At 47.8% G+C, this 26,729-nt stretch carries 24 protein-coding genes and 1 riboswitch; of the genes, 15 read left to right on the forward strand and 9 right to left on the reverse strand.

All coding sequences use genetic code 11. The features are described from left to right. Positions 1–86: 86 nt before the first annotated feature. The 8 genes from ACKPVM_RS15740 (at position 87) to ACKPVM_RS15775 (ending at position 7,302) form a co-directional block, all read left to right on the forward strand. Positions 87–512: a GNAT family acetyltransferase gene (locus tag ACKPVM_RS15740; protein WP_409310482.1), complete on the forward strand. Its 426-nt coding sequence runs from the start codon at positions 87–89 to the stop codon at positions 510–512. A gap of 223 nt (positions 513–735) precedes the next feature. Next, entirely contained in the window at positions 736–1,323 is a 588-nt protein-coding gene (locus ACKPVM_RS15745) for an RpoE-regulated lipoprotein (RefSeq protein WP_409310484.1), read from the forward strand. A 261-nt stretch (positions 1,324–1,584) separates the two neighbouring features. After that, complete coding sequence (locus ACKPVM_RS15750) at positions 1,585–2,484, forward strand: Dyp-type peroxidase (protein ID WP_409310486.1); 900 nt, start codon at positions 1,585–1,587, stop codon at positions 2,482–2,484. Between the two features lie 303 nt (positions 2,485–2,787). Next, positions 2,788–3,816 (forward strand): sulfate ABC transporter substrate-binding protein, encoded by a 1,029-nt coding sequence (locus ACKPVM_RS15755; RefSeq protein WP_409310488.1) that lies wholly within the window; start codon positions 2,788–2,790, stop codon positions 3,814–3,816. Continuing rightward, positions 3,816–4,670, forward strand: a complete 855-nt coding sequence (gene cysT / locus ACKPVM_RS15760; protein WP_409310490.1) for a sulfate/thiosulfate ABC transporter permease CysT — start codon at positions 3,816–3,818, stop codon at positions 4,668–4,670. Before ACKPVM_RS15755 ends, cysT begins: the two co-directional genes overlap by 1 nt. Further along, positions 4,670–5,536, forward strand: coding sequence for a sulfate/thiosulfate ABC transporter permease CysW (cysW, locus tag ACKPVM_RS15765; RefSeq protein ID WP_409310491.1), 867 nt, complete (start codon positions 4,670–4,672; stop codon positions 5,534–5,536). Before cysT ends, cysW begins: the two co-directional genes overlap by 1 nt. Before the next feature lie 56 nt (positions 5,537–5,592). Next, entirely contained in the window at positions 5,593–6,474 is an 882-nt protein-coding gene (gene cysM, locus ACKPVM_RS15770; protein WP_409310493.1) for a cysteine synthase CysM, read from the forward strand. 111 nt (positions 6,475–6,585) lie between these two features. Next, positions 6,586–7,302, forward strand: a complete 717-nt coding sequence (locus ACKPVM_RS15775) for a FadR/GntR family transcriptional regulator (protein ID WP_409310494.1) — start codon at positions 6,586–6,588, stop codon at positions 7,300–7,302. Between the two features lie 187 nt (positions 7,303–7,489). Here ACKPVM_RS15775 and ACKPVM_RS15780 read toward each other — a convergent pair whose 3' ends face one another. Next, complete coding sequence (locus tag ACKPVM_RS15780; RefSeq protein WP_409310496.1) at positions 7,490–8,743, reverse strand: enolase C-terminal domain-like protein; 1,254 nt, start codon at positions 8,741–8,743, stop codon at positions 7,490–7,492. A gap of 395 nt (positions 8,744–9,138) precedes the next feature. Between ACKPVM_RS15780 and ACKPVM_RS15785 the strand changes: the two genes are divergently transcribed. From ACKPVM_RS15785 to ACKPVM_RS15795, 3 genes are all read left to right on the forward strand, one after another. Next, entirely contained in the window at positions 9,139–9,906 is a 768-nt protein-coding gene (locus ACKPVM_RS15785) for an SDR family oxidoreductase (protein WP_409310498.1), read from the forward strand. A gap of 57 nt (positions 9,907–9,963) precedes the next feature. Next, positions 9,964–11,013 carry an L-idonate 5-dehydrogenase gene (gene idnD / locus ACKPVM_RS15790; protein WP_409310500.1) on the forward strand — a complete coding sequence of 350 codons (1,050 nt, stop codon included), beginning with the start codon at positions 9,964–9,966 and terminating at the stop codon, positions 11,011–11,013. Positions 11,014–11,198: 185 nt separating this feature from the next. After that, on the forward strand, positions 11,199–12,536 hold the full coding sequence (locus ACKPVM_RS15795; protein ID WP_409310502.1) for an MFS transporter: 1,338 nt from the start codon (positions 11,199–11,201) through the stop codon (positions 12,534–12,536). A 278-nt stretch (positions 12,537–12,814) separates the two neighbouring features. Here the strand turns inward: ACKPVM_RS15795 and ACKPVM_RS15800 are convergent, their stop codons facing one another. Further along, positions 12,815–14,779, reverse strand: a complete 1,965-nt coding sequence (locus tag ACKPVM_RS15800) for a MacB family efflux pump subunit (protein WP_409310504.1) — start codon at positions 14,777–14,779, stop codon at positions 12,815–12,817. 2 nt (positions 14,780–14,781) lie between these two features. Continuing rightward, a complete protein-coding gene (locus ACKPVM_RS15805) occupies positions 14,782–15,978 on the reverse strand; it encodes an efflux RND transporter periplasmic adaptor subunit (RefSeq protein WP_409310506.1) in 1,197 nt (398 codons plus the stop codon). A gap of 186 nt (positions 15,979–16,164) precedes the next feature. Here ACKPVM_RS15805 and ACKPVM_RS15810 point away from each other — a divergent pair, with 186 nt between their 5' ends. Together ACKPVM_RS15810 and ACKPVM_RS15815 are read left to right on the forward strand one after the other, a co-directional pair. Next, positions 16,165–16,845, forward strand: a complete 681-nt coding sequence (locus ACKPVM_RS15810; RefSeq protein ID WP_409310508.1) for a response regulator transcription factor — start codon at positions 16,165–16,167, stop codon at positions 16,843–16,845. Further along, a complete protein-coding gene (locus tag ACKPVM_RS15815) occupies positions 16,842–18,212 on the forward strand; it encodes an ATP-binding protein (protein ID WP_409310583.1) in 1,371 nt (456 codons plus the stop codon). Before ACKPVM_RS15810 ends, ACKPVM_RS15815 begins: the two co-directional genes overlap by 4 nt. A 113-nt stretch (positions 18,213–18,325) precedes the next feature. Here ACKPVM_RS15815 and crr read toward each other — a convergent pair whose 3' ends face one another. From crr to cysZ, 5 genes are all read right to left on the reverse strand, one after another. Continuing rightward, on the reverse strand, positions 18,326–18,835 hold the full coding sequence (gene crr, locus ACKPVM_RS15820; RefSeq protein ID WP_409310510.1) for a PTS glucose transporter subunit IIA: 510 nt from the start codon (positions 18,833–18,835) through the stop codon (positions 18,326–18,328). 159 nt (positions 18,836–18,994) lie between these two features. Beyond that, positions 18,995–20,722 (reverse strand): phosphoenolpyruvate-protein phosphotransferase PtsI, encoded by a 1,728-nt coding sequence (gene ptsI, locus ACKPVM_RS15825; protein WP_409310511.1) that lies wholly within the window; start codon positions 20,720–20,722, stop codon positions 18,995–18,997. A 46-nt stretch (positions 20,723–20,768) separates the two neighbouring features. Beyond that, complete coding sequence (gene ptsH / locus ACKPVM_RS15830; RefSeq protein WP_009114311.1) at positions 20,769–21,026, reverse strand: phosphocarrier protein Hpr; 258 nt, start codon at positions 21,024–21,026, stop codon at positions 20,769–20,771. A gap of 438 nt (positions 21,027–21,464) precedes the next feature. Beyond that, entirely contained in the window at positions 21,465–22,433 is a 969-nt protein-coding gene (cysK, locus tag ACKPVM_RS15835; protein WP_409310514.1) for a cysteine synthase A, read from the reverse strand. A gap of 151 nt (positions 22,434–22,584) precedes the next feature. Then, a complete protein-coding gene (gene cysZ / locus ACKPVM_RS15840; RefSeq protein ID WP_409310516.1) occupies positions 22,585–23,358 on the reverse strand; it encodes a sulfate transporter CysZ in 774 nt (257 codons plus the stop codon). A 221-nt stretch (positions 23,359–23,579) separates the two neighbouring features. On the opposite strand from cysZ, the gene zipA reads away from it, so the two are divergent. Beyond that, the gene (gene zipA / locus ACKPVM_RS15845; RefSeq protein WP_409310517.1) at positions 23,580–24,536 is read left to right on the forward strand and encodes a cell division protein ZipA; all 957 of its coding nucleotides are present in this window, start codon (positions 23,580–23,582) and stop codon (positions 24,534–24,536) included. Positions 24,537–24,686: 150 nt separating this feature from the next. Further along, entirely contained in the window at positions 24,687–25,940 is a 1,254-nt protein-coding gene (gene yjeH / locus ACKPVM_RS15850) for an L-methionine/branched-chain amino acid transporter (protein WP_409310518.1), read from the forward strand. Positions 25,941–25,989: 49 nt separating this feature from the next. On the opposite strand, the gene ubiK is transcribed toward yjeH, so the two are convergent. Beyond that, positions 25,990–26,274: a ubiquinone biosynthesis accessory factor UbiK gene (ubiK, locus tag ACKPVM_RS15855; RefSeq protein ID WP_409310520.1), complete on the reverse strand. Its 285-nt coding sequence runs from the start codon at positions 26,272–26,274 to the stop codon at positions 25,990–25,992. 171 nt (positions 26,275–26,445) lie between these two features. Beyond that, a riboswitch (FMN riboswitch) is annotated at positions 26,446–26,641 on the forward strand. Positions 26,642–26,729: the final 88 nt, after the last annotated feature.

The raw sequence follows: 26,729 nt of genomic DNA on the forward strand, positions 1-26,729 counted from the left end.
CCGGTGTGTTACCTGTAATTTGAGATTGCGTCTGGCAAAAATCACGCGATAATCAGAGCAGAATTCATTACCGGGTGGCAAACGCGATGGAAATTCGCATATTCAGGCAGGATGACTTTGAGGAAGTGATCACTCTCTGGGAGCGTTGTGACTTATTACGTCCCTGGAACGATCCAGAAATGGATATTGAACGTAAGTTGAATCACGACCCAGATTTGTTCCTGGTGGCTGAAGTGAATGGCGAAATTGTGGGCTCCGTCATGGGCGGATATGACGGGCACCGTGGCGCGGCTTATTATCTGGGGGTTCACCCGGATTATCGTGGTCGCGGTATTGCCAATGCCCTTATCAGTCGGTTGGAAAAGAAATTGATTGCGCGTGGTTGCCCAAAAATCCACCTGATGGTGCGTGAAGACAATGATGCGGTGATTGGCATGTACGAAAAACTCAACTACGAGATTGTCGATAGCGTCACGTTGGGAAAACGTCTGATTGAAGATCAGGAATATTGATTGCCCGATAGTGATCGCGATGTCCGTCATCTCTCTTTTGTGCGCTGGTCGCTTCTACTCTCCGACTCTTGAGCGTCTGACTTCAGAGAGACGGCGACAATCCGCATTTTACCTTTCTGTTTGCCCGAATGTCTGGCACTTTTCGTCGAACTAAGACTCAAACGCCTATCGAGTGATGACGGTTAACGTTAGACAACGTTTAATTTTTTAAGGAGTCAATGTCATGAGGTTACGTCCGCTGCTATTGGGGTTACCGCTGTTACTGAGTGGATGCAGTACGATGAGTAATTTCTCTTGGTCAAGTTTATCCCCGTTTAGTTGGTTTGGCGGTTCACTTCAGGTATCCGATGCTGGTGTCGGTGGCATCAATGCAGGTACGCCGCTGTCAGAGGCTGTTTTGCAAAAAGCATTGAATGGCGATTATCAACTGCGTAGCGGCATGGGGACGACCAACGGTCAACTGGTTGCCTTCTACCAGGCTCTGGATGGCAAAGACGTTAAGCTGGTAATCAGTGGTCAGCCAAAAGGGAGTGTGAGAAAAGTGGAAGTCATGGATACCGCGATCAATAGCGAATGGGGTGTCAAAATTGGCGATACTTTCTCGTCGTCTTACAGTAAAGCCTTTGGTTCATGTCAATTGGGACAGGGTGATGATGCGCAGAGCGTCGAGTGTGTCGCGCCACAGAGTAAACATGTTAGCTACCTGTTTTCTGGGGAGTGGAGTGGTCCTGAAGGGCTGATGCCTGCGGATGACATCCTCCAGCATTGGCGCGTGAGTAAGATCGTTTGGCATGCGCAGGCTCGGAACTAATGTTGTTTTTACGCAAAGTCAGCGTCGGGTGCTTCCTGTTACAATGGTGAAGCTGTAGTCGTACTAATAACTAACCATCTATACCCGTCATACTTCAAGTTGCTTGTGCGTTGGCTGCGCTCACTCACCCGAATCACTTACCTGAGTAAGCTCATCGGGATTCCCTCACTTGCCGCCTTCATGCAACTCGAATTATTTTGGGTATAAAAACAATAATCTAAAAACAACAACAAAGAAGAATCCGACATTGAGGACGCTGAAATGACACAAATTCAAAGCGGTATTTTGCTGGAGCATCGCCGTTTTGCCATTTTTATGGAAGCTATGGTTCAGGGGGAATTTGATGCTATTCGACAGGGATGCAAAAAGTTTTGCCAGATATTGTCAGAATTGCAGCAGCAATACCCTGATGCGGGGTTGGGAGCGGTTCTGGCGTTTGGCTGCGATATTTGGCGCGACCTGGATTGCCAGAATAGTGCAGGGGAGCTAAAACCGTTTACGCCATTGGGCAAAGGGTTAGCGCCTGCAACCCAACGTGATTTACTGATTCATATTCAATCTCTGCGACACGATGTCAACTTCAGCCTTGCGCAGGCTGCATTGAGTGCGTTTGGTAGCGCCATTCATGTTGAAGAGGAAACGCATAGTTTCCGTTGGGTTGACGATCGTGACTTGAGTGGTTTTATTGACGGCACGGAAAATCCACAGGGTGAGGATCGCCAGACCGTTGCCATTATCCCCGATGGTCAGCCGGATGCGGGGGGCAGTTATGTCTTTGTTCAACGATGGGAGCATAATCTAAAACAGCTCCAGCGAATGAGTGTTGAACAGCAGGAACTGATGATTGGCCGAACGAAACAGGACAATGAAGAGATTTCCGCTGAACAGCGTCCTGCCACCTCGCATCTTAGCCGGGTTGATTTGAAAGAAGACGGTAAAGGGTTGAAGATTTTACGTCAGAGCCTGCCATATGGCACCGCAAGCGGTAAACACGGGCTGTACTTTATTGCGTATTGCGCCCGCTTGCACAATATTGAGCAACAATTATTGAGCATGTTTGGTGAGAGAGATGGCAAGCGTGATGACATGTTGCGGTTTACTCGTGCTGTGAGCGGTAGCTACTTCTTCGCGCCTTCTCTGGATCAGCTTTTGTCGCTATAAGATCCAACGTATTTTGTTGATGCCTGCACCCATGCAGGCATTGATTTTTTCTGCGTTCTTACATTCGCCACCTCACGGCGTTTTTCTCTTCCGCTCTGCGCTTTTTCCCTGTGATCTCTCGCTGTGGTGTTATGCCCTTTAGCGCTTAAAAACTCCGAAATGTTATATATAAAGGTTATATGTTAACCGCCACTTCCCCCTACACTGATTTACGCGAATACGCGCATTCCAATATCGGTTATTCAAACGATAACCCCATAACAATGCCTACCGAATAGGCGCTAACTCTGGCAGGACACAAAGATGAATCAAGTACAGGTAAAAGGCTGGCTGGTGAAGGGTTCTCTGGCGCTGTCATTACTGCTGGGTGGGCAGAGCGCCGTCTCCGCTACCGAGCTGCTGAACAGTTCTTATGATGTGTCGCGTGAGCTATTTGTGGCGCTCAATCCTGGCTTTGAAAAGCAGTGGTTGTCGCAGCATCCCAATGATCCACTCACGATTAAACAATCACATGCAGGTTCATCTAAACAGGCGCTGGCTATCCTGCAAGGCCTGAAGGTTGATGTTGTAACCTACAATCAGGTGACGGACGTCCAGATTCTGCACGATCGCGGGCAGTTGATTCCCGCCGATTGGCAGGCGCGTTTACCGAATAACAGCTCGCCGTTCTACTCCACCATGGCGTTTCTGGTTCGCAAAGGTAACCCAAAGGGGATTCACGACTGGAACGATCTGGTGCGTGATGACGTTAAGCTGATTTTCCCGAATCCGAAAACCTCCGGTAATGCTCGCTATACCTATCTGGCGGCGTGGGGTGCCACCAGTAAAGCCAACGGTGGCGATGAGGCCAAAACCCGCGCGTGGATCACGCGCTTTTTGGCAAACGTCGAGGTGTTTGATACCGGCGGTCGTGGCGCAACGACCACGTTTGTGGAGCGCCAGTTAGGTGATGTGCTGATCAGCTTTGAATCTGAGGTGAATAACATCCGTAATCAGTACGGTGCCGAGAACTACGAGGTGATCGTCCCGAAAGTCAACGTGCTGGCGGAATTCCCCGTGGCGTGGATCGATAAGAATGTCGAGAAAAATGGCACTGAGCAGGCGGCAAAAGCCTACCTGAATTATCTGTATAGCCCGGAAGCACAGAAAATCATTACTGATTTTTACTACCGCGTGAATAACCCCGAATTAACGCAAACGCTGAAATCCCGCTTCCCGGAAACCACCTTATTCCGGGTGGAGGATCAGTTTGGCACGTGGCCACAGGTGATGAAAACCCACTTCGACACCGGTGGTGAGCTGGATAAACTGCTGGCAGCTGGTCGTCAGTAATGTCTTTGGGGGCGGGTAACGTCTTTTCTGGTTCAGGTAAACGGGTGCTGCCGGGATTCGCGCTGAGTCTGGGCAGTAGCCTGCTGTTCGTCTGTCTGATTCTGTTACTGCCTTTAAGCGCGTTGGTGATGCAGCTTTCAGAAATGAGCTTGACGCAATACTGGACGGTGATTTCCAATTCACAGGTGGTGGCGGCTTACAAGGTGACGCTTCTGGCAGCGGGGCTGGCGACGGTATTCAATGCGGGATTCGGCCTGTTGATGGCGTGGATTCTGACGCGCTATCGCTTTCCCGGCCGTACTTTACTGGATGGACTGATGGACTTGCCCTTTGCGCTCCCCACCGCCGTCGCGGGGTTGACGCTGGCCGCGCTGTTTTCAACCACCGGCTGGTATGGCGCATGGCTGGCTGAATTCGGTATCAAGGTGTCGTACACCTGGCTGGGGATTACGGTGGCGATGGCATTCACCAGTATTCCCTTTGTGGTGCGTACCGTTCAACCGGTACTGGAAGAGCTGGGGCCGGAATACGAAGAGGCGGCGCAGACCCTGGGGGCGAATCGCTGGCAGTGTTTTCGCTATGTCATTTTACCGGAATTAACCCCGGCGCTCTTAACGGGCACTGCGATGTCGTTTGCCCGCAGTCTGGGCGAATTTGGCGCGGTCATCTTTATTGCAGGGAATATCGCCTGGCAGACGGAGGTCGTTTCACTGATGATTTTTATCCGCTTGCAGGAGTTTGATTTCCCTGCCGCGAGTGCAATTGCTTCCGTTGTGTTGGCGGCTTCCTTATTGATCCTGTTTGCCGTCAACGTGCTGCAAAGTCGTTTTGGTCAACGGACCCGGAGCGCGTAATGGCTGAGATTCCTACTGTGACGACTCGGCGTCAGGCTCATCCTGTTCGGCAGGAACGCAACTGGGGGAGGGCAGTGCTGATTGCACTGGGCGTGATATTATCGCTCATCATGCTGGTCATCCCTTTGGTGTCAATTTTTTCTGCGGCGTTGGCGCACGGGCTGTGTGGCGTCTGGCGTAACCTGAGCGATCCTGACATGCTGCATGCGATTGGCCTCACGTTGCTGGTGGTTGCGATTGTCGTACCGGTAAACTTGGTTTTTGGCACGCTGCTGGCGTGGCTGGTCACGCGCTTTCAGTTTCCAGGACGGCAATTACTGCTCACGCTGATCGATATCCCTTTTGCTGTCTCGCCGGTAGTAGCGGGTTTACTGTATCTGCTTTTTTACAGCACCAACGGGCCAGTTGGCGGTTGGCTGGATGAACAGGGGCTACAGCTGATGTTTGCCTGGCCGGGCATTGCGCTGGTGACCATATTCGTGACCTGCCCGTTTATGGTCAGGGAACTGGTTCCGGTGATGATGAGTCAGGGCAGTCAGGAAGAAGAGGCGGCGGTGCTGCTTGGTGCCTCGGGCTGGCAGGTGTTCTATCGGGTGACGCTACCGAATATTCGCTGGGCGCTGCTGTATGGCGTTGTGCTGACGAATGCCCGTGCGATTGGCGAGTTTGGTGCGGTATCCGTGGTGTCGGGGGCGATTCGCGGTGAAACCTATACGCTGCCGCTCCAGGTTGAATTGCTGCATCAGGACTATAACAGCGTGGGCGCGTTTACCGCCGCAGCGCTGTTAACCGTGATGGCGATACTGACGCTGTTCATCAAAAGTGCCTTGCAGTGGCGAGTGAAGCGGCAAATGAATAAACACTAACTCTACCCTTTTCTATCACTCACGCTGCATGCGTGAGACTTTTTAGGACTCAACTTGTGACAACGCTTGAGCAGTGTATTGGCAATACTCCGCTGGTGAAATTGCAGCGCCTGACGCAGGGGCTGGACAGTGAAATCTGGCTGAAATTGGAAGGGAATAACCCCGCCGGGTCGGTAAAAGATCGTGCTGCGCTTTCTATGATTCAACAGGCAGAGGATCGAGGGGATATCACGCCCGGCGATCGGTTGATCGAAGCGACCAGCGGAAATACTGGTATTGCGCTGGCGATGATTGCGGCGGTAAAGGGTTATCGGTTACGTCTGCTGATGCCGGACAACATGAGCTATGAGCGTCAGACCGCGATGCGGGCCTATGGCGCAGAACTAGTGCTGGTGAGCCGACAGCAAGGCATGGAAGGTGCGCGTGATTTGGCAAAGCAAATGGCGCGTGATGGTGAAGGGAAGACGCTTGATCAGTTTAATAATCAAGATAATGCTCTGGCGCATTTTATGACCACCGGGCCAGAAATCTGGCGGCAGACGGCGGGAAAACTGACGCATTTTGTTTCTAGTATGGGGACGACAGGCACCATTTCTGGCGTCAGCCGTTATCTGAAACAGCAAAATCAGGACGTGTGTACCGTGGGGTTGCAACCCGCCGAAGGGAGTCATATTCCCGGTATTCGCCGCTGGGGGGCTGATTACATGCCCGGTATTTTCCGGGCCGATCTTGTCGATCGCGTTATGGATATCTCTCAGTCAGATGCTGAAAATACGTTGCGACAACTCGCTCGTCAGGAAGGTATTTTCTGTGGCGTGAGTACGGGCGGCGCGGTATTTGGGGCGTTACAGTTGGCGGCAGAAAATCCGGGCTGCATGATTGTGGCCATCGCCTGCGATCGTGGCGATCGCTACTTATCGACGGGCGTGTTTGATTAATCCCGTTCACATCATATTAAGATGATAAAAATAAAGGTGAAGCTTCACAGGTTTCGCCGTGCGTGCTATACCAGTAATATCTTGTAGGACAACTTACTATACAATAAGACCATGAGCATTAAATCAATTCAGAAACACAATGTGGTTAATGCGGTTTATGATCAGATTAAAGAGAAATTGCTGGATGGCAGTTGGCCTCCGGGCAGTAAGCTTCCCTCAGAGTCTGAATTGACGGCGTCGTTTAATGTAAGCCGCGTTAGCATCCGCAGCGCGGTGCAACGATTACGCGATTTAGGAATTGTGATTACTCAGCAGGGAAAAGGGAGTTTCGTTACCAAAAACCTCAATCAGTATAGTCTGCTTAATGAACAGCAACCCATTATGCACCTGAGTCGTGAAGAATTTCATGACATGATGATATTCCGGCAGACCGTCGAGTTTAAATGCATGGAGTTAGCCGTTCAGAATGCCACGGCGGAAGATATTACGGCGCTGGAACAGGCATTGAATCGCATGCTGATAAATAAAGACGATTATAAAAAATATTCCCAGGCCGATTTCGATTTTCATCTGGCGATCGCCAAAGCTTCACAAAACAAAGTGTTCTACAACGTAATGCACTCCATTAAGGATATTTATTACTACTATCTTGAGGAGTTGAACCGTGCTCTGGGGATTTCACTGGAAAGTGTTGAGGCGCATATCAAGGTCTTTATGGCGATTAAGAATCGAGATTCCTTAACGGCGGTTGCGGTGCTTAATGAGGCCATGTCAGAGAATGTGACGGCAATTGAAAAACTGAGAAAGCCAGAATCAGAGGCTAAATAAGTGATGAAAATGGCGGCTTGCACCGCCATTTTGACCGATGACAACGTGTTGATTTACCGCTCTGACCCCACATCTCTCGTTCCTGCGTAGTCCTGATATCAATACATTGCCTGAAGAAAACATCCCCGTTTGCACGGGGATGACGAAGGACGTGAGGTTTGTCTGACACCTCTGATTGGCTGAGTGCTTAAGGGCGGGAAGCTGTACCATCCGGGGTGCGAGCATTTGTCCAGGACGGGATGCCGCCAACACAAGGATATTGTGCGGCTTTGCGCTCATCGATATCGATACCTAACCCTGGGCGGTCGCTGAGATAGGCATAGCCTTTCTCGATCTCTGGACAACCCGGGAAGACTTCGCGCAGTGCTTCGTTCATCGGTGTGTATTCTTGAATACCAAAGTTGGTGACGCTCATATCCAGATGCATGTTCGCGCAAACGCCAACCGGAGAGATATCGCCCGGCCCGTGCCAGGCGGTCCGTACGCCGTTTAGCTCGCTGTAAACAGCCAACTTCTTCGCAGGGGTGATCCCGCCAATTGTGCTGACGTGGCAGCGGATGTAATCGATCAGTTTATTGTCGATAAGCGGTTTCCATTCATTCACGTTCACAAACAGCTCGCCCATTGAGATTGGCGTGGAAGATTGCTGGCGCAACATCTTCAACCAGTCGATATTTTCCGGTGCCACCGGATCCTCAAGATAGAAGAGTTGATATTGTTCCAGGTTTTTCGCCAGATTGATGGCAGTGACTGGGGTCACGCGCTCGTGAACGTCGTGAATAAATTCGATACCAAAACCCAGTTTATTACGCAAATGCTCAAATAAACGCGGTACGCTTTTCGCGTAGGCTTCGGGATCGAAATAGATACCCGGTGTACTACTACGTGGTGAACGTTTCGGTTGAATGTTTTTTGCCCGCGCCAGTTGGGTGGCGATCAATTTCAGATCGTCTGTTCCTGCGCCGCCATACATCCCCATCTGACAACGCACGTATTGATAGCCTTCTTCCATACGTGCGCAAATATTATCTTCAACTTCAAATTCGTCGCCACCATCGGTGTGGACGTACAAAGGAATACCGTCCCGGCATTGACCACCCAGCAATTCATAGACCGGCATACCCGCCAACTTGCCTTTGATATCCCATAGCGCCATGTCTACGCCAGAAAGCGCATTATTCATAATCGGACCGCTACGCCAATAGCCGCTAACCGCGCCAGATTGCCAAATGTCTTCAATACGGGTGGGATCCTTGCCAATCAGAAACGGGGCCATGTATTCGTCGATGGCCGTTTTAACAGCATGAATTCTCTGGGTAAAGGTAGCGCAACCCAGACCATACAGGCCGGGCTGATTGGTTTCGACTTTCACGACCGCCAGATCAATGCCTCCCGGCGCGGTCAGGATCGTTTTCACCGCGGTGATTTTTATATTACTCACAGTAACTCCTTGGTTTTAATCTAGTAAAAATAATTTTGATGTTCGTTAAACAGTGGCTTGTTTTGTCTTTCGTCACTAAAACCTGCCTCTATTTAGTATGCGATAAGATAAATTGTATGTTGTCCTACATGTTTTTTTTATTTATACCACTATCATTGTGGTAAGTGAAGATAATTCAATAATAAGTGATTTAAATATAAATCGTTTAAAATCATATAATTGATGATTGTTGTTGTGGGTTGTAAAACTGACTTCAGTTTGTTTTGTGATCAAGCATGCAAAAATAACCGATGCTTTTTGATTTAAGATCGGTCGTATGACAAGTTAAATATGAATGATGTCATACAAGGTGGGTGGCATTAGGCTATTTTAATGATGAAATATGAGGATTAACCATGTCTGCTTTATTTGATTTAACAGGAAAAACTGCATTAATCACAGGATCAGCACGTGGGCTGGGCTTTGCCTACGCAGAAGGACTTGCGGCAGCAGGAGCTGTTGTGATTTTAAATGATATACGTGAAGAATTATTGTCCGAATCAGTGCAGAAATTACACGATAAGGGTTATCAGGCACATGGCGTTGCGTTTGATGTTACAGACGAAAAAGCGGTAGATAGTGTGTTTGTTGAACTGGAACAGAAGGGATTATATGTCGATATCCTAATCAATAATGCCGGGATCCAATATCGCAAACCGATGGTCGATCTGGAATTGGAACAGTGGAATCGTGTGATTGATACGAATCTGACGAGTGCTTTTATTGTTTCGCGAGCTGCGGCAAAACGCATGATTGCACGAGGAAAGGGCGGGAAAATTATCAATATCGGTTCATTGACCAGTCAGGCAGCCAGACCGACGGTTGCGCCTTATACCGCAGCCAAGGGGGGGATTAAAATGCTCACTTGCTCAATGGCCGCTGAATGGGCTGAATTCAATATTCAGACTAACGCCATTGGACCAGGTTATATTTTGACCGATATGAACACGGCGTTGATTGATAATAAAGAATTCGACGCTTGGGTAAAAGCAAGTAATCCATCTAAACGTTGGGGACATCCTGAAGAGTTAATTGGAACAGCTATTTTCCTATCATCTGCTGCATCGGATTATATAAACGGCCAAATTATATATGTAGACGGTGGCTGGTTAGCTGTACTTTAAACTCATGTTGTCAGACGTATTCATTATTTTGAATAAAGACGTTTTTGGAGTAAGGCAATGAAAGATAATAAATTAGTTTTTGATGCTTGTATTGTGAGTGGCAAGAAAGATATTAAAGTGGAAAGCCGTGAACTCACTTATACAGAAGATGATGTCGTTGTAAAAGTTGAATGTGGTGGTATTTGTGGCTCAGATATACATTACTATCAAGAAGGACATGCCGGTTTATCCATCATTAAACATCCAATGGTTATTGGACATGAATTTGTAGGAAGAATCCACAAAGCTCCAGCATCTTCTACATTAAAAGTCGGTCAGAAAGTAGCTGTTAATCCTTCCCAACCATGTAACTCATGTTCATTTTGTTTGGATGGAAAACAAAATGAATGTTCCAGTATGCGTTTTATGGGAAGTGCGCAATTTAACCCTCATGTACACGGTGGATTTGCCCAATTTGTTGTTGTGTCAGAACAACAGTGTTACCCCTATAATGAGCAAGTTCCATCTCAAATAATGGCCTTAGCTGAGCCTACGGCTGTTGTTATTCATTCAGTTAATGTTGCGGGTAATCTGGTTGGTAAAAAAGTACTCGTTATTGGTGCGGGGCCAATTGGTGCACTTACAATCGCTGCTGTGAAGGCTTCTGGTGCTACTGAAATTGTTGCTTCTGATATTAGCGAGAGATGTAGAAATGTTGCATTAGAGATGGGGGCCGATGTTGCTATTGACCCACGAGATGAAGCATCGATAAAAGAATATACTAATAATAAAGGATATTTTGATGTGACTTTTGAAGTGAGTGGTGCTCCTGCTGCTATTGAGTTTTCAGTATTGGCAACGCGCCCTACAGGGACTGTGGTTCAGGTTGGTATGGGGCCAAGTCCAATTTCCTACCCAGTCGCACAGATGTTGGTTAAAGAACTGTCTTGGAAAGGATCATTTAGATTTATTAATGAGTTTTCTACAGCTGTTAAATGGTTGGAAAAAGGAATTATTGATCCTCTCCCTATTATTTCAGCAAAATATAACTATTTGGATGTCGAGGATGCGCTAATTATTGCAAGTGATAAGAACGTTTCCTCAAAAGTGCTTGTCACGTTTCCATGATAATTAATACTTTAAGTAAAAAATAGATTTTTTCTATCATCTAACTATTAATGGATTTAATTATAAGAATCCATTATGGGTTAGATGATTGGATGCAGTCGATGATTTGATAATTCTTTTATGATGCAGGGGGGCTAATCTCTGCATATTCAAGTGCTTAAATATAATAATCATATGGTGAGAATATGAGTCAACCTTCAGCTAAAGTTGAAAGAAGTACATCTGACCTGGTCAGAGCGTCGGTTTCTGGATGGTTAGGAACAACGCTTGAGTTTATGGATTTCCAATTATATTCCCTCGGTGCTGCACTTGTATTTCATGAAGTGTTCTTCCCTGAGCAATCAGGGGCTATGGCACTAATACTTGCAATGGGGACATATGGTGCAGGTTATGCTGCGCGCATTGTCGGTGCTGTTATTTTTGGGAAGATGGGGGATAGAGTTGGAAGAAAGAAAGTTTTATTTATAACAATCGCATTAATGGGGGTATGTACAACCTTGATTGGTGCTTTGCCGACATATCAACAAGTAGGTATTTTGGCCCCCATTCTTCTTGTGCTATTAAGAATTATCCAGGGGCTTGGCGCTGGCGCTGAAATATCAGGTGCTAGTACAATGCTTGCTGAATATGCGCCAGAAGGGAAAAAAGGTATTATTGCATCTCTCGTCGCCATGGGAACGAACTGTGGTACATTAAGTGCTACAGCTATCTGGGCTGCAATGTTTTTCTTGTTTAGCAGTGAAGATATAATTTCATGGGCTTGGCGTATACCATTCCTTGCCAGCTTTGTTGTTATGGGATTTGCAATTTGGTTACGTTTGAATTTAAAAGAAAGCCCTGTTTTTGAAGGTGTAAAGGAAAATCCTGTTCTGGCTGAAAAAAGTGCAGAAGAACAATCATTTTTAAACTTATTGAAAGGAAAATCATTTTGGGTTGCGACGGGTCTTCGCTTTGGCCAAGCCGGTAACTCTGGTATTATCCAAACGTTTTTAGCAGGATATATGGTTCAAACTTTACTATTCAGTAAAGCTGTTCCAACCGATGCAATGATGATTAGTTCTATTATTGGATTTTTATCAATTCCATTTATTGGATGGTTATCTGATAAAATAGGTAGACGTATTCCTTATATAATCCTTACGATCGCGTCAATTTTGTTAGCGTATCCGACGATATCTATTATTGTTGATAAGGAACAATCGGTTAGTACTATTATAGTATGCCTTATTCTTATACATAATTTTGCCGTATTGGGACAAGCAGCAATCGAAGGTATTACGATGGCAGAGATTTTTGGATCTAAGAATCGATTTTCTCAGATGGCTATATCTAAAGAGATCGGTGGGTTGTTTGCTACGGGGCTGGGACCGTTGTTAGCTGGCATTTTTTGTAAAATGACTGACTCATGGTACCCTATTGTGGTTATGTTAATCTGCTATTCTTGTATTGGCCTATTATCGGCAATTCTAATGCCTGAAGTTAGAGACAGAGATTTGAAAGATCCTAAAAATGCCATGGAGTGATAAAGTATGATTTATATCAGGTGTTATTTAGGTAAATAAGCATAAAGACTGTAAATATTAAAGCCTTGCTCAGGTAACCGGTTTTTGGATTTTTATGCTGTTGATAGTGATGCGTTAGAGTATAAATTAAGGACGAGTTGGTAAAAAATCTGAAAATTGAAAGCGAGTTTTTATTATTGCCGCTAGCATCCAGGGACTATATTCTATAGTAATAAAAAGGGGATATTATGGAAAATATTCCCCTTTTTTATTACTGAGTAATTAACAATTTTCTTTTGTTATTCCCGTTCCAGCGCATGGATCGGTTCCATACGCGCGGCGCGGCGGGCAGGGAAGAAACCAAAAAGGATACCAATCAGGCTGGAACACAGGAATGCAGCCACAATGGATGAGCCAGAATAGATCATGGCAAAATGGCTACTGAATTGACTGAATATCACCCCGATAGCCAAAGAAAGTGCAACCCCCAGCATGCCACCAAACAAGCAAACTAATACGGCTTCGATCAGAAACTGCTGCATGATGTCACTGGTTCTAGCCCCTACAGCCATACGTACGCCGATTTCTTTTGTGCGTTCGGTGACGGAAACCAGCATGATATTCATCACGCCTATTCCGCCGACCAGCAGAGAAATGAAGGCAATCATTGAAACAAGTAACGTCAACGTCGTGGTGGTTTTCTCTATCATTTGGCGAATGCTATCGGTATTCATGATAAAGAAATCTTTTGTGCCATGCCGCTGCGTCAGTAATTGCGTAATCCCTTGTTCCGCAACGCTCATATCAATATTGTCTTTTACCCGAATCGTGATGCTTTTCAGGTAGGATTGCCCGACCATACGTTTCATGACGGTGGTATAGGGTATCCAGATATTCAGGTTTTCATCACTTCCAAACCCGCTTTGATTCTTTTTGACTACGCCAATAATCCGGCTGGGAAGTGAACCGAGCAGAATCACTTTGCCAATAGGATCTTCTCCGTGCGGGAACAGTTTGTCGCGGGTGTTTTCATCAATCACCGCATCCTGAGTCAGATTATCAATACTACTGCGGGGAAACGTGATACCGCGATCTACCGTGTAACCACGTACGGTAAAAAACTGTTCACCCACGCCGGAGACACTCGCAGACACGGCAATATTGCCGTAGCGTAGCGTGATAGCCGTTGAAATCGAGGGCGTTACGCTGTGTACATAGGGTTGCTGCGATAAAGGCAAAATGTCACTGGCGCGTAGCGTCTGAATCGCACTGGCATTCATATCCCCAAAATCTTTGCCGGGGAAAATCTCTAACGTGCTGGTACCCATGGCATTAATATCTGCGAGAACCTGTTCCTGAGAACCTTTACCCAGCGCGACGACGGAAACCACCGACGCGATGCCAATGATAATTCCCAACATGGTCAAAAATGTCCGCATCCGCTGGGCGTTCATCGCCAATAAAGCCATTTTGAAGGCATCAATAAAGCGATCTTTTAGTTGATTCAACGCAGAGCTCACCGGTGGCGCAATGATTTCCTGATTTGGGGATGGTCTTATCGAGGATGTTATCGCGGGTTTTATCTGGCGATCGGCAATAATCTCTCCATCGCGTAGTTCAATGATCCGCTGAGCGTGTTCGGCAATCTGCATATCATGCGTAACGATAATGACAGTATTACCTTGTGTATGGAGATCGCCGAGAATACCGAGCACTTCGTTACCACTTTGGGTATCCAGCGCACCAGTGGGTTCATCCGCTAAAATGATCCCCCCACCATTCATTAATGCCCGGGCAATACTTACCCGCTGCTGTTGTCCGCCGGAAAGTTGGTTAGGGCGGTAATTCAGACGGTTTTCCAACCCGAGGCGGGTCAGCAGATCGGCAGCCCGCTGGCGTCGCGCGACACGATCTTTGCCCGCGTAAATAGCAGGTACTTCAACATTGCTTTGTGCGGTCAAATCACCCAGTAAGTGATAACGCTGGAAAATGAAGCCGAAATGTTCGCGGCGTAACTCTGCCAGTTGATCGTTATCCAACTGGGCAACGGCGCGATCGGCCACCCGATAATCACCGGATGATGGCTTATCAAGACAGCCTAAAATGTTCATCAGCGTGGACTTACCGGAACCGGATGCGCCAACGATGGCGACCATTTCTCCCTGATTAATGGTCAGGTTGATATTTTTCAATACGGTAACGGCTTGCTCCCCGTTGGCGAAACGTCGGGTGATATGCGTCAGTTTGAGTAATGGCGTGGACATGCTTACATCCCCATCGGCGGACCCGAATGGGCCGAGGCTGAACCGGCTGATTGCTGGTTAATAACGACCTGTTCACCTGCGTTAAGGCCGGAGATAATCTGGACTCGGACATTATCATTTAGCCCGATGGTGACGGCGCGATATTCAGCCTTTTTATTGTCGTCAATCACCTGAATGTACCATTTGCCATCACGTGAACTGAGAGCCGTGGCCGGTACGACAACGGCATTTTTGACCGATGACAGCAGAATATAAACCTGGGCTGTCATTGAAATGCGCAATACGCCATCCGGGTTTTGTACATCGAATAAGCCATTGTAATAAATAGCGCTGCTTGATGACGTTGTGCTGCTTGAACTGGATAATGTGCCGGTGGTGGTTTCATCGTTGATCGAATCAGGCGCAGGTTCAATGGCGCTTAATGTCGCTTGATAGCGTTTATTCGGGTCACCGAGGATACTAAACCAGACCGGCATACCAGTTTTAACTTTGACGATATCAGCCTCTGAAATTTGGGCTTTAATTGTCATGACATCCAGATTGGCGACTTTGGCGATGGTTGGCGTGCTTTGCGTCGCGTTAACGGTTTGTCCCGCTTCCACCGGGATGGCGACGACCGTGCCTTCTGTCGGTGCGAGAATCTTGGTATAGCCCAGATTCAATTTGGCTGTGTTAACCGCGATCTGTGCTTGCACAATTTGCGCATCTAGTGCATCGATACTGGCCTTAGCTGCATCCAGAGTGGCTTTGGCACTATCATAATCGGCCTGTGCGCCAACGCCGCGTTTCATCAACATCTGTTGGCGCTGCCAGCTTAGCGTGTCATTTCGCCATTCCGCCTGCTTGGCTTCCCGCTGTGACTGGACGTTCTTCAGAGCGGCTTCGCTATTTCTCAATGTGTCTTGTTGCGTCAGATCGTCGATTTCTGCGATCAATTGCCCTTTTTTAACTTTGTCACCGAGGACGACATGCAGCGCTTTAATTTGTCCGGATGCCTGAGCACCGACGCTGACTTGTTTTTGGGCTTCAATTTTTCCATCTGCCAGTACCGTTTGCTCAAGATCGGTGATTTCGGCAGTAGCGGTAATATAGTCTGGCGCGGTTGTGGGTTTGGCAAAGAAGAGATAGATAAGTATCAGAGCGAATGCGACGCCAGCGGTGATGGCAAGGCGGCGGAAGGTTAAAAATCGTGATTGCATCAGGGTCATTGGGTCCTTAATACATGCATCAGAGCCAGAGTAAACATCAGTGGGCCAATTTACTCTGAGTACGTATAAGAATCGGTCATCTTTATTAAAAGAAAGAGTAAGGATTCGGTAAATCTGGCTGCGAAGATTTATTCCAGGCCTGAGAATACACGATACATCCGTGAATGGGGACAGGATATGAGAATCTTACTGGTCGATGATGACGTAGAACTGGGGAATATGCTGGGTGAATACCTGAATGCGGAAGGGTTTGCGACATCAAGAGTTGTGACCGGCAAAGAAGGGATTGAAGGGGCAATGTCAGGAGAGTACACCGCGATTATCCTTGATGTCATGTTGCCGGATATGAGTGGCATCGATGTGCTGCGGCAAATCAGAAAAAGCCAGCAATTGCCCGTTATTATGCTGACGGCGAAGGGCGACAATATTGATCGCGTGATTGGTCTGGAAATGGGCGCGGATGATTACATGCCAAAGCCCTGTTATCCGCGTGAATTGGTGGCGAGATTGAGGGCGGTGTTGCGCCGTTATGACGATCAACCGGCTAAAAAGAGGGAGGAAGGTCTGGCCATCTCTGGGGATCTGGTGCTTAATCCGGCAACGCGTGTTAGCGAGTGGCGTGGCAATGTTTTTGATTTGACGGCTTCTGAATTTAATTTGTTGGAGTTGCTGCTGCGTTCGCCCGATCGCGTGGTATCAAAGGACGAACTTTCAGAGAAATGTCTGGGACGTCGTCGTGAGGCTTACGACCGTAGCGTCGATGTGCATATCAGTAACATCCGTCAGAAACTGGGGGCGTTGGAGGGCAACCATATGCTCATTGAAACGGTACGCAGTGTGGGATATCGGATTCGATAATGATACGTGGACGGCTTTTCTGGAAAATATTATTAGGGTTCTGGCTGACGTTTATCGTTATTTCACAACTGCTGTGGCTGGCATTTTCTTTTTACGGCGAAAACCATAAACCGCTGGAAGATGTCGCGGTGAGACGCATTGCCAGTATGCAGACCGAGATGGTCGCGACGGCGTTACAGCATGGCGGGTTGGCCGAGGTCAGCGAGGTGATATCGCTTTTGCCAGAGCATGAGCGACATTATATTTCGGTCACGATGTCACCATTGCCCGAGGTTGAGGGCGGGAAGTCTACATTACCCACGCCGCCTCCCGGTTTCTTTGGGGCAAACCGTGAACCGCCTGTTAAAGATGTCTTTGACGATATCGTTGAACGACTACGTGGGCCAGACGGTGAGTGGTATCAGATTCGATATGATGTAGAGCGATTGCGTAGTGAATTTCGTCCTCCGCGTCCTGTGGAGATTCTCAATATTCCTGCGCCGTTAATTTTGGTTGCGGGGATCGGCGGGCTACTTTTCAGCGGGTTATTGGCCTGGAATTTGACCCGGCCATTGCGTCGGTTGCGTATGGGGTTTGGGCGTGTGGCACAGGGCGATCTAGCGGTCAGGCTGTTTCCATTAATGCGTGGAAGGCATGATGAAATTAGCGCTGTGGCGCGGGATTTTGATGCCATGGTTGAGAGACTAGACGTTTTAGTTAGCGCTCGTGAACAGCTATTGCACGATGTCTCACATGAATTGCGTTCGCCGTTAGCGAGGTTACAACTGGCGATCGGATTGGCTCGTCAAAATAGGGACAACACGGAGAATTCACTTTTACGCATCGAACGTGAATCGGCCCGCATGGATAAAATGATCGGTGAATTGCTGACATTGTCGCGAACGCAGAATACTGGCGTTGAAGAAGAGTATTTCGATTTGTTGGGGTTGGTCAGCGCAGTGGTGAATGATGCTCGCTATGAGGCCCAGGTGCCTGGCGTAGAGATTCTGTTGCAAGCTGATGATAAGGATGATTATACCGTCAAAGGTAACGCGGAATTGATGCGTCGTGCCGTGGACAACATCGTGCGCAATGCGTTGCGATTTTCCGACTGTGCTCAGCAGGTTTGTGTCGCGTTGACGGGAGAGGAGCATGATTGGATGATTCGAGTTTCCGATCAAGGGCCTGGCGTTGAGAAAAGTAAGTTATCCAGTATTTTCGATCCTTTTATTCGTATTGAATCACCGCTTTCTGGTAAAGGCTATGGTTTGGGGTTGGCGATTGCTCGTAAAGTTGTACTGGCTCATGGCGGGAATATTGAGGCTGAAAACGGCGAACAGGGTGGATTAAGCATTCGTCTGCGTATACCGCGTTTTCGTGTTCAATAAGCTATTTTTGACTGGCGGATTTCAGGATGGTGAGTCGGGGCTAAATACGAAAACGGCACCTTTTATGATGCCGTTTGCAGCTTATCAGCCACCGATAGGGTGGAGGAGAAAACTTATTTCTTGATACGGATAACCGGAGTTTCACCAACAACGACGGTGCCGCTTAGCTTCGTCAGTTCTTTGATTTCATCCATATTAGAAATAACAACCGGTGTCAGGGTTGATTTGGCTTTTTCTTCCAGCAGCGCCAGATCAAATTCAATGACCAGATCGCCTTTTTTGACCCGCTGGCCTTCTTCTGCGATACGCTTAAACCCTTCGCCTTTTAATTCAACGGTATCAATACCAAAGTGAACGAACAGCTCAATACCGCTATCTGACTCGATAGAGAAAGCATGGTTAGTTTCAAAAATCTTACCAATGGTGCCATCGACCGGAGCAACAATTCTGTTCCCGGTTGGCTTAATGGCGATGCCGTCACCGACGATTTTCTCAGCAAACACGACATCAGGAACATCTTCAATATTGACGATTTCGCCGGACAACGGAGCAATGATTTCAATGCTGCCGGTGTCTTTCTTGTCATCAGAAACCAGAGATTTCAATTTATCGAACAAACCCATGATTTTCTCCTAAGCATTAATATTGGGCCAGCGTTACCCTTTATCCTTCAAGCTACAACCACATATTGCTTCTTTCTCACTCTGGTCACTTGTGCGCTAAGTGCCAGAGCGTTCGTTTACTATCAGGCAGTATCTTGAGATCTATCGGGTAGAGCGGAATTAGCAGAGCGTTTTTTCTTCGATGAAACGGCTCACTAAGTTGCTCAACTCTTGTGCTGTCGGTTGGGCTAGAGCCTGTTCCGCCAGCGCCTTCGCATCTTCGTAATTAGCATTACGGATAATTTTTTTGATGCTCGGGATAGAGATCGCACTCATGCTGAATTCGTCCAGACCCATTCCCAATAACAGTAGTGTAGCACGTTCATCACCAGCGAGCTCACCACACATCCCCGTCCACTTACCTGCGGCATGGGAGGCGTCAATCACCTGTTTTATCAGGGTGAGGACTGCTGGAGACATCGGGTTATAGAGGTGAGAAATCAGCTCATTGCCGCGATCAACTGCCAGAGTATACTGGGTTAAGTCATTTGTCCCAATACTAAAAAAGTCGACTTCTTTCGCTAAGTGGTGGGCAATGGCAGCCGCCGCAGGCGTTTCAACCATTACACCGACTTCGATGGTCTCATCAAAAGATTTGTTTTCTGCTCTTAATTGCGCCTTCAGCATTTCCAGTTCAGCTTTGAGCTCACGAACTTCCTCTACGGAAATGATCATCGGGAACATGATTCGTAATTTGCCAAAGCTGGAGGCGCGCAGGATGGCGCGCAGTTGTGCATGGAGGATCTCTTTACGATCCAGACAAATACGAATGGCACGCCAGCCAAGGAAGGGGTTCTCTTCTTTCGGAAGATCCATATAGGGCAGATCTTTGTCACCACCAATATCCATGGTGCGCACGATGACGGCCTGTGCGCCTACCGCCTCAGCAACGGCCTTGTAAGCCTGGAACTGTTCTTCCTCGGTAGGCAGTGAATCACGATCCATAAACAGGAACTCGGTGCGGTACAGACCGACACCTTCAGCACCGTTACGCTCAGCACCGACGACATCGCGTACCGTACCAATATTGGCGCAGACTTCAACCTGATGACCGTCCAGCGTGATAGCCGGTAAGTCCTTCAGTTTGGCAAGTTCGTATTTTTCAGAATGGTACTGCTGCTGAACCAATTTGAGTTCTTCAATGATTTCTGGTGCCGGATTTTGATAAATCTTGTTGTTAACGGCATCCAGAATCAGATAGTCACCGTTTTTAACCTGCTTGGTGACGTCAGTGGTTCCCACGATGGCGGGAAGTTCCAATGAACGGGCCATAATGGAAGTATGAGAGGTGCGACCACCGAGATCGGTGATGAAACCTAATACTTTATCCAGATTCAACTGTGCGGTTTCAGATGGCGTCAGATCGGTTGCGACCAGAATCGCCTCATCTTGAATATCGCCCAGATCGACAATGTTCATGTTCAGAATGTTTTTTAGCAGACGTTTGCCGATATCGCGCATGTCTGCTGCACGTTCTTTCAGATACTCATCGTCCAGTTCTTCCAGTGCTTTCGCCTGATTCTCAATCACTGAAAATGCGGCAGCATCCGCTGAAGCGTGTTCATCCTTAATCAGGGTTATGATTTCCTGCTCAAACTCTTCATCTTCCAGCAACATGATGTGGCCTTCGAAGATGGCTTCTTTTTCTGCACCCAGTGTGGCGCCAGCCTTGGTTTTGATCGCTTCCAGTTGTTTGGATGCTTTCGCCCGGCCAGTAAGGAAACGCTCAACTTCCTGCTCTACCTGGTCTGCAGAGATTTTTTTCCGGCTGATGATTATCTCATCTTCTTTCAGTAACAACGCCTTACCAAAAGCAATGCCCGGTGATACTAATATGCCTGAAATCATAACCCTACCTTACTCAATTCTGATGTTTACTTAAAAGGCTTGCCTGTTACTCAAGCTCTGCCATCAGCTTAACCAGATGTTCCACTGCTTTTTGTTCATCTTCACCTTCCGCAGCAATGGTAACGACAGTTCCCTGCGTTAAGCCGAGAGTCTGTAGTTTAAACAGGCTCTTGGCACTGGCGCTTTTGCCGTTGGACGTGACAGTGATTTCTGAAGCAAACCCTTTGGCTTCTTTAACAAACTGGGCAGCGGGACGAGTGTGCAGGCCATTCGGTGCGGTAATAGTGACTTCTTGCTGGAACATTCTGTTTTCCCCAACTTATGGATTAAATTAATGTTGTGGAACTAAAGTTTAGTTTATCCACTGAACTTTAGCCTGTTTGGTTAGCACCTGATTTATGTTACAGGGCCAGGCCGGGATGCGGCAAGGAAACGATGAACCGCGTTTCCAGAATAAAATATCATCAAATATCACGATGTTCTCGCGCCATTGTTGGAATCCAACTCGAAAAACAGTGAGTGACTCACCGTGCGTCAACGTGGGATCAATGAACGATAGGACGTGATGGTTTGATGGATATTAATTTTACGCATCAAAATAATTGTTCGGTTAAATACTAAACCTGCATCAGAAAAGCAATCTTCATGTATTACAAAGTTTGAACTACGCCACAAAAAAGCACCTAAAAAGGTGCTTTTTTAACAAAATAATTACTTTTTTGTGACGCAGATAAAAAAATGATTACTGCTGCAATTCCTGCTCGGTGAAGAGGTCAGCGAAAAGCGCGGTGCTCAGGTAGCGTTCGCCAGATGATGGCAAGATAACCACGATGGTTTTATCTTTAAATTCAGCATCTTTCAGAAGATTAAGTGCCGCAGCAACGGCTGCACCAGAAGAAATACCTGCCAGAATGCCTTCTTCTTCCATCAGACGACGTGCTGTGCTGATCGCTTCTTCGTTAGTGATTTTCTCTACGCGGTCAATCAGCTTGAGATCCAGGTTGCCGGGGATGAAACCAGCACCGATACCTTGGATCTTATGCGGGCCCGGTTTGAGCTCTTCACCAGCCAGTGCCTGAGTGATGACAGGAGAATCAGCGGGTTCGACGGCGACGCTGGTGATCGCTTTGCCTTTGGTGTTTTTGATATAACGGCTAACGCCGGTCAATGTACCGCCGGTACCGACACCTGAAATGAACACATCAACGGCACCGTCAGTGTCTTCCCAGATTTCCGGGCCAGTGGTCTTTTCATGGATTTCCGGGTTAGCCGGGTTGCTGAACTGCTGGAGCAGCAGGAAATGCTCTGGATCGCTGGCGACAATCTCTTCCGCTTTGGCAATGGCACCTTTCATGCCTTTGGCACCTTCTGTCAGAACCAGTTTTGCACCAAGCGCTTTCAACAACTTACGACGCTCAATACTCATGGTTTCCGGCATAGTCAGCGTCAGTTTGTAACCGCGTGCCGCAGCGACATAGGCGAGTGCAATGCCGGTGTTACCGCTGGTTGGCTCAACCAGCTCAATTCCTGGTTTTAATACACCGCGTTTTTCTGCATCCCAAATCAAATTGGAACCGATACGGCATTTGACACTAAAACTAGGATTGCGGGACTCAACCTTGGCCAGAATGCGTCCGTTGCCGATACGGTTCAAACGAACCAGCGGCGTATGGCCGATTGTAAAAGAGTTGTCTTCGTAGATCTTGCTCATAGCCTGTCCTTATAACTGTATGAAATTTTTGCGAACATAGAGAGAATACTCGTTCGCAGCCGTCAGTGAAGTAAAGAATTGCTATATCGTTATGTTCTTAAGAAATATCTTTTCATTACAGTAAGCAAGCTGGCACGTAGTGTGCCAGCCCTCACTTTTGTTGGGGCTGTATTGCCGATAATGTCCGGTAGCGTTCCACCCATAGCGCCGTTGCTCCGCATACGGCGACAGGCATGATCACCAGATTAAGGAAAGGAACCAGGGTAAATAGGCTAATCAGTGCCCCAAACTGCATATTAGCGATTTTATGCTGTCTTAACGCCTGACGCATAGCAGGAAAGCTAACCTTGTGGTTATCAAAAGGGTAATCACAGTATTGGATCGACAGCATCCAGGCGCTAAACAGGAACCAGAGGACTGGTGCAATGGTTTGTCCAACGCCGGGAATGAAATACAAAATAAGCAGTAAGGCTGCGCGTGGTAGGTAGTAAGCCAGCTTCTGAATTTCACGCTTCATGATCCGTGGGATATCTTTAGCGATGCCGAGAATGCCGCTGTCGGGTAATGCTTGCCCGGTTAGGCGAGCTTCTAATTGTTCCGCTAATAGGCCGTTAAACGGCGCGGCAATAAAATTGGCAATCGTACTGAACAGGTAGCTGAACACCAGCAGGATCGATAATACAACCAGCGGCCAGACAAGGTAACTCATCCACTGAAGCCAACTGGGAATATGAGACATCAATTGTGGTATCCAGTCATTGAGGCGTACGAATAACCACCAGAAGGCACCACCCATCAGCACGATGTTTACCAGTAATGGTAGGATGACGAAACGCCGGATGCCCGGTAGCGAAATCAGACGCCATCCTTCGATAAAATAGTGTATTCCACTGCGCGATGTCTGTTTGGAATTTGGATAAGGCATGTTGTGATTATTCTCAGTCGTTTGTTGATGAATGCATCATATCGGGATGATTTTATGCTGACCAGCCCGCATTTGGATGAAAAAACAGCAAAAAAGTGCGTTGTATCTATCTTTATTGTCAGAATGTACCGCACAGACTTGCACTTGTGTACGTAGGCAAATAGAGTTAGTGATATAAGTATTTGCCGTGTCGGCAATGTATTGGAACAACTGGGATAGCAATGATGCAGGATTTGCGTCTGATATTAATCGTTGTTGGCGCGATCGCTATAATAGCGCTATTACTGCACGGCTTGTGGACGAGTCGTAAAGAGCGCTCGTCCCTTTTTCGCGATCGTCCGGTTAAGCGTCTAAAGAAAGCACGTGATGAAACCCCGCTTGAAGAACTTGATGAAGGCGTGGGTGAAGTGCGTGTCAGAAATGCGCGTTCGCAAGATGAGCCTTCTTTCGGTGCCTATGATGTCAAAGAGCCTTCCCGTACCGAAGCGCGTTCTCCATTCAGCGAACAGTCCTTGCAGCCATCGTCTCCCTACGACCCTTTGTTGGGGGAGGTTGCCCCGGATGAGGCACCATCGCCTCAGGTTCGAACTGAGTCGATAACGCCTTCTGTGGCGTCACGGGCGGAGCCTGCTATTTTCTCAAATGACGCGTCGCCTGCTGACGTTCAGCGTCCGCATGAAGACGTGACGGCAACGCACACCCAGCCAGTGGTTGAAGCCTCACCGACGGAAGAACAGCCTGTCGAGCATGTGCAACCAAAAGAAGCGGTTTTGGTGTTACATGTTGCGGCGCATCACGGTGGTATTATTGGCGGTGAACTCCTGCTGCAAAGCGTGTTACAGGCTGGTTTCCAGTTTGGCGAAATGAACATTTTCCATCGTCATGTTAATCCGGCCGGCGCTGGCCCTGTACTGTTCAGTTTGGCGAATATGGTTAAACCGGGATCATTTGATCCCGATGATATGTCTGAGTTTTCCACGCCAGGCGTTTCCATCTTCATGATGGTGCCCTCTTATGGTGATGCCAGCCAAAACTTTAAGTTAATGCTGCAATCGGCGCAGCGCATCGCAGATGATGTCGGTGGTGTCGTGTTGGATGATGAACGCCGGATGATGACGCCACAGAAAGTTGAATCGTACAAAGCGCGTATCCGCGATGTACTGAAAGCCAATCTCTGATAGATTAGGGTGAAGCTATAAATGAAAGCCTCCAATCGCGGAGGTTTTTTTTTAATTGTGTTATGCCCTGATGTGAATCGAGCGTTGCTGCATCAAGCGGTGACGAGAAACAATGTCCGTTTGGGGACAACAAAACTAAGGTGAGTATCGGTGAGTAAGGCGCAAGGATTAAAGCAGGAACTTGGGGTGATTCAAGGGATAGGGCTGCTTTCCACATCATTACTGGGCACTGGCGTATTTGCCGTACCGGCTTTGGCAGCTCAACTGGCTCAGCAAGATAGTTTGTGGGCATGGCCGTTACTTATCCTGTTTGTTTTTCCTATCGCGATTGGGTTTGCTGCATTAGGCCAACATTTTCCTAATGCGGGTGGTGCCGCGCATTTTGTTCATATGGCGTTTGGCCCGCGGCTTGCTCGTGTGACCAGTTGGTTGTTCCTCTCTGTTATCCCATTGGGGTTGCCAGCCGCATTACAAATCGCCGCAGGTTTCTGGCAGGCGGCATTAGGTTGGGGTGAACTGGGGTTGCTGATGGTTCAACTTCTGACGCTGGGGGGCATTTGGGTGCTTGGGTTACGCAGCGCGGGGTCGAGTGCCAATATCCAAATTGTGATTGCATTGTTAGTTGTCGGTCTGGTGGTCGCTATCTGGTGGCAAGGTGATATTGCACCGGCGGATATTCCGTGGCCGACGATCAGCGAACTGTCATGGTCGAATACCTTTAGCGCATTAGCGGTGATGTTTTGGTGTTTTGTCGGGTTGGAAGCGTTTGCCCATATGGCGACGGAGTTTCGGACACCGGAGCGTGATTTTCCTCGTGCTTTGCTGATTGGCATGTTAATGGCTGGCGCAGTTTACTGGGGCTGTACCGTCGCGGTGTTACGTTTTAACGCCTATGGCGAGGGCATGGCGGCAACGGCCTCTTTGCCGGGAGTTGTCGTGCAGTTGTTTGGTGAACATGCACTGTGGATTGCCTGCATGGTCGGTTATCTGGCCTGTTTCGCCAGCGTAAATATCTATACCCATGGTTTTGCCCGACTGGTGTGGTCACAGGCACCGGAAGGGAGTGCGTTGGCGAAATTATCAGCTGGACAGGCACCGGTGAATGCCTTATCGATTGTGGTGGTCTGTTGCCTGATTTGCAGTCTGCTGATTTATTGGTTGAGACTACCGTTAGAGACATTGATTGTGTATGCCAATGGTATTTTTGTGCTGGTTTATCTGCTGTGTATGCTGGCGGGTTGGCGTTTACTGAAAGGGCAAGCCAAAATCATGGCTTCAATAGGCTGCGTGTTGTGCTGTGGGCTGCTCGTGATGATTGGTTGGAAATCGCTGTATGCGTTGATGATGTTGGCGCTGTTGTGGGCGTTTTTGCCTCGCAGAAAAACCGAACTGCTCTCCCATTAGTATTTTATTAAACGGTACCATCCCAGATGGTGGCACCGTTTAATCACGGCTAGTCGTTATCCGGTGTAACGGCCTTTTTTTCTGCGGTGGCTGACAATTTGTCCTCTAGTTCACCCAACCGTTGTTCCAACTGAGCGATTTTTTCGCGAGTGCGCAGCAATACCTGAGTTTGAATATCGAACTCTTCGCGATTGACGAGATCCAACCGGGTAAATTGGGCCTGTAGCACCTGTCGGATTTTTTTCTCCATATCATCGCCCAATTCCCGGATACCTTTTGGCATGGACTCATGCACTTGGCGGGCAATTTGCTCAATTTTCTTCGGGTCAATCATGGCGTTTTCCTGAAATGTTATGTCAGATGATCATGTTGGTAAGTGTAATGCTAGTCGAGTGTTGGATAAACTAAAACATCATTTTTGTGCTGTATCGCATTGTCGTTTTACCGTCACATTTCCTGTTCCTAATCAATTGCTCTGCTACTTCATTAGCGCTATAGTTACCTCGCTTATTCTCAGGGCGGGGTGTAATTCCCCACCGGCGGTAAACCAGTTGTATACGTTGTTGTACGCACGTATATGGATTGGAAGCCCGCGAGCGCTCATTGTCTGATTTGCTGGTAAACGGTATTTCAACATGAGGTCAGCAGATCCGGTGTAATTCCGGGGCCGACGGTTAAAGTCCGGATGGGAGAGAGTAACGGTATCTGTCGGGTATGAATGCCCGCTCGCGTTATTTTTGTTAACTATTACTATGCAACCAGTGGTAATGGTTACTCCTCAAGCTCGCC

It is taken from the genome of Pectobacterium hainanensis (assembly GCF_046237015.1).
In the GTDB taxonomy this organism is placed as follows: Bacteria; Pseudomonadota; Gammaproteobacteria; order Enterobacterales; family Enterobacteriaceae; genus JBJYIN01.

Bases quoted from the DNA above. Each gene is read 5' to 3' on its own strand.
- ACKPVM_RS15755 (WP_409310488.1), top strand. From the start codon at position 2,788: ATGAATCAAGTACAGGTAAAAGGCTGGCTGGTGAAGGGTTCTCTGGCG.
- cysW (WP_409310491.1), top strand. From the start codon at position 4,670: ATGGCTGAGATTCCTACTGTGACGACTCGGCGTCAGGCTCATCCTGTT.
- crr (WP_409310510.1), bottom strand. From the start codon at position 18,835: ATGGGTTTGTTCGATAAATTGAAATCTCTGGTTTCTGATGACAAGAAA.
- ptsH (WP_009114311.1), bottom strand. From the start codon at position 21,026: ATGTTCCAGCAAGAAGTCACTATTACCGCACCGAATGGCCTGCACACT.
- ACKPVM_RS15775 (WP_409310494.1), top strand. From the start codon at position 6,586: ATGAGCATTAAATCAATTCAGAAACACAATGTGGTTAATGCGGTTTAT.
- ACKPVM_RS15785 (WP_409310498.1), top strand. From the start codon at position 9,139: ATGTCTGCTTTATTTGATTTAACAGGAAAAACTGCATTAATCACAGGA.
- cysZ (WP_409310516.1), bottom strand. From the start codon at position 23,358: ATGCCTTATCCAAATTCCAAACAGACATCGCGCAGTGGAATACACTAT.
- ACKPVM_RS15740 (WP_409310482.1), top strand. From the start codon at position 87: ATGGAAATTCGCATATTCAGGCAGGATGACTTTGAGGAAGTGATCACT.
- cysT (WP_409310490.1), top strand. From the start codon at position 3,816: ATGTCTTTGGGGGCGGGTAACGTCTTTTCTGGTTCAGGTAAACGGGTG.
- ACKPVM_RS15805 (WP_409310506.1), bottom strand. From the start codon at position 15,978: ATGCAATCACGATTTTTAACCTTCCGCCGCCTTGCCATCACCGCTGGC.
- ubiK (WP_409310520.1), bottom strand. From the start codon at position 26,274: ATGATTGACCCGAAGAAAATTGAGCAAATTGCCCGCCAAGTGCATGAG.
- ACKPVM_RS15800 (WP_409310504.1), bottom strand. From the start codon at position 14,779: ATGTCCACGCCATTACTCAAACTGACGCATATCACCCGACGTTTCGCC.
- cysK (WP_409310514.1), bottom strand. From the start codon at position 22,433: ATGAGCAAGATCTACGAAGACAACTCTTTTACAATCGGCCATACGCCG.
- ACKPVM_RS15745 (WP_409310484.1), top strand. From the start codon at position 736: ATGAGGTTACGTCCGCTGCTATTGGGGTTACCGCTGTTACTGAGTGGA.
- zipA (WP_409310517.1), top strand. From the start codon at position 23,580: ATGATGCAGGATTTGCGTCTGATATTAATCGTTGTTGGCGCGATCGCT.
- ACKPVM_RS15750 (WP_409310486.1), top strand. From the start codon at position 1,585: ATGACACAAATTCAAAGCGGTATTTTGCTGGAGCATCGCCGTTTTGCC.
- ptsI (WP_409310511.1), bottom strand. From the start codon at position 20,722: ATGATTTCAGGCATATTAGTATCACCGGGCATTGCTTTTGGTAAGGCG.
- ACKPVM_RS15810 (WP_409310508.1), top strand. From the start codon at position 16,165: ATGAGAATCTTACTGGTCGATGATGACGTAGAACTGGGGAATATGCTG.
- ACKPVM_RS15795 (WP_409310502.1), top strand. From the start codon at position 11,199: ATGAGTCAACCTTCAGCTAAAGTTGAAAGAAGTACATCTGACCTGGTC.
- idnD (WP_409310500.1), top strand. From the start codon at position 9,964: ATGAAAGATAATAAATTAGTTTTTGATGCTTGTATTGTGAGTGGCAAG.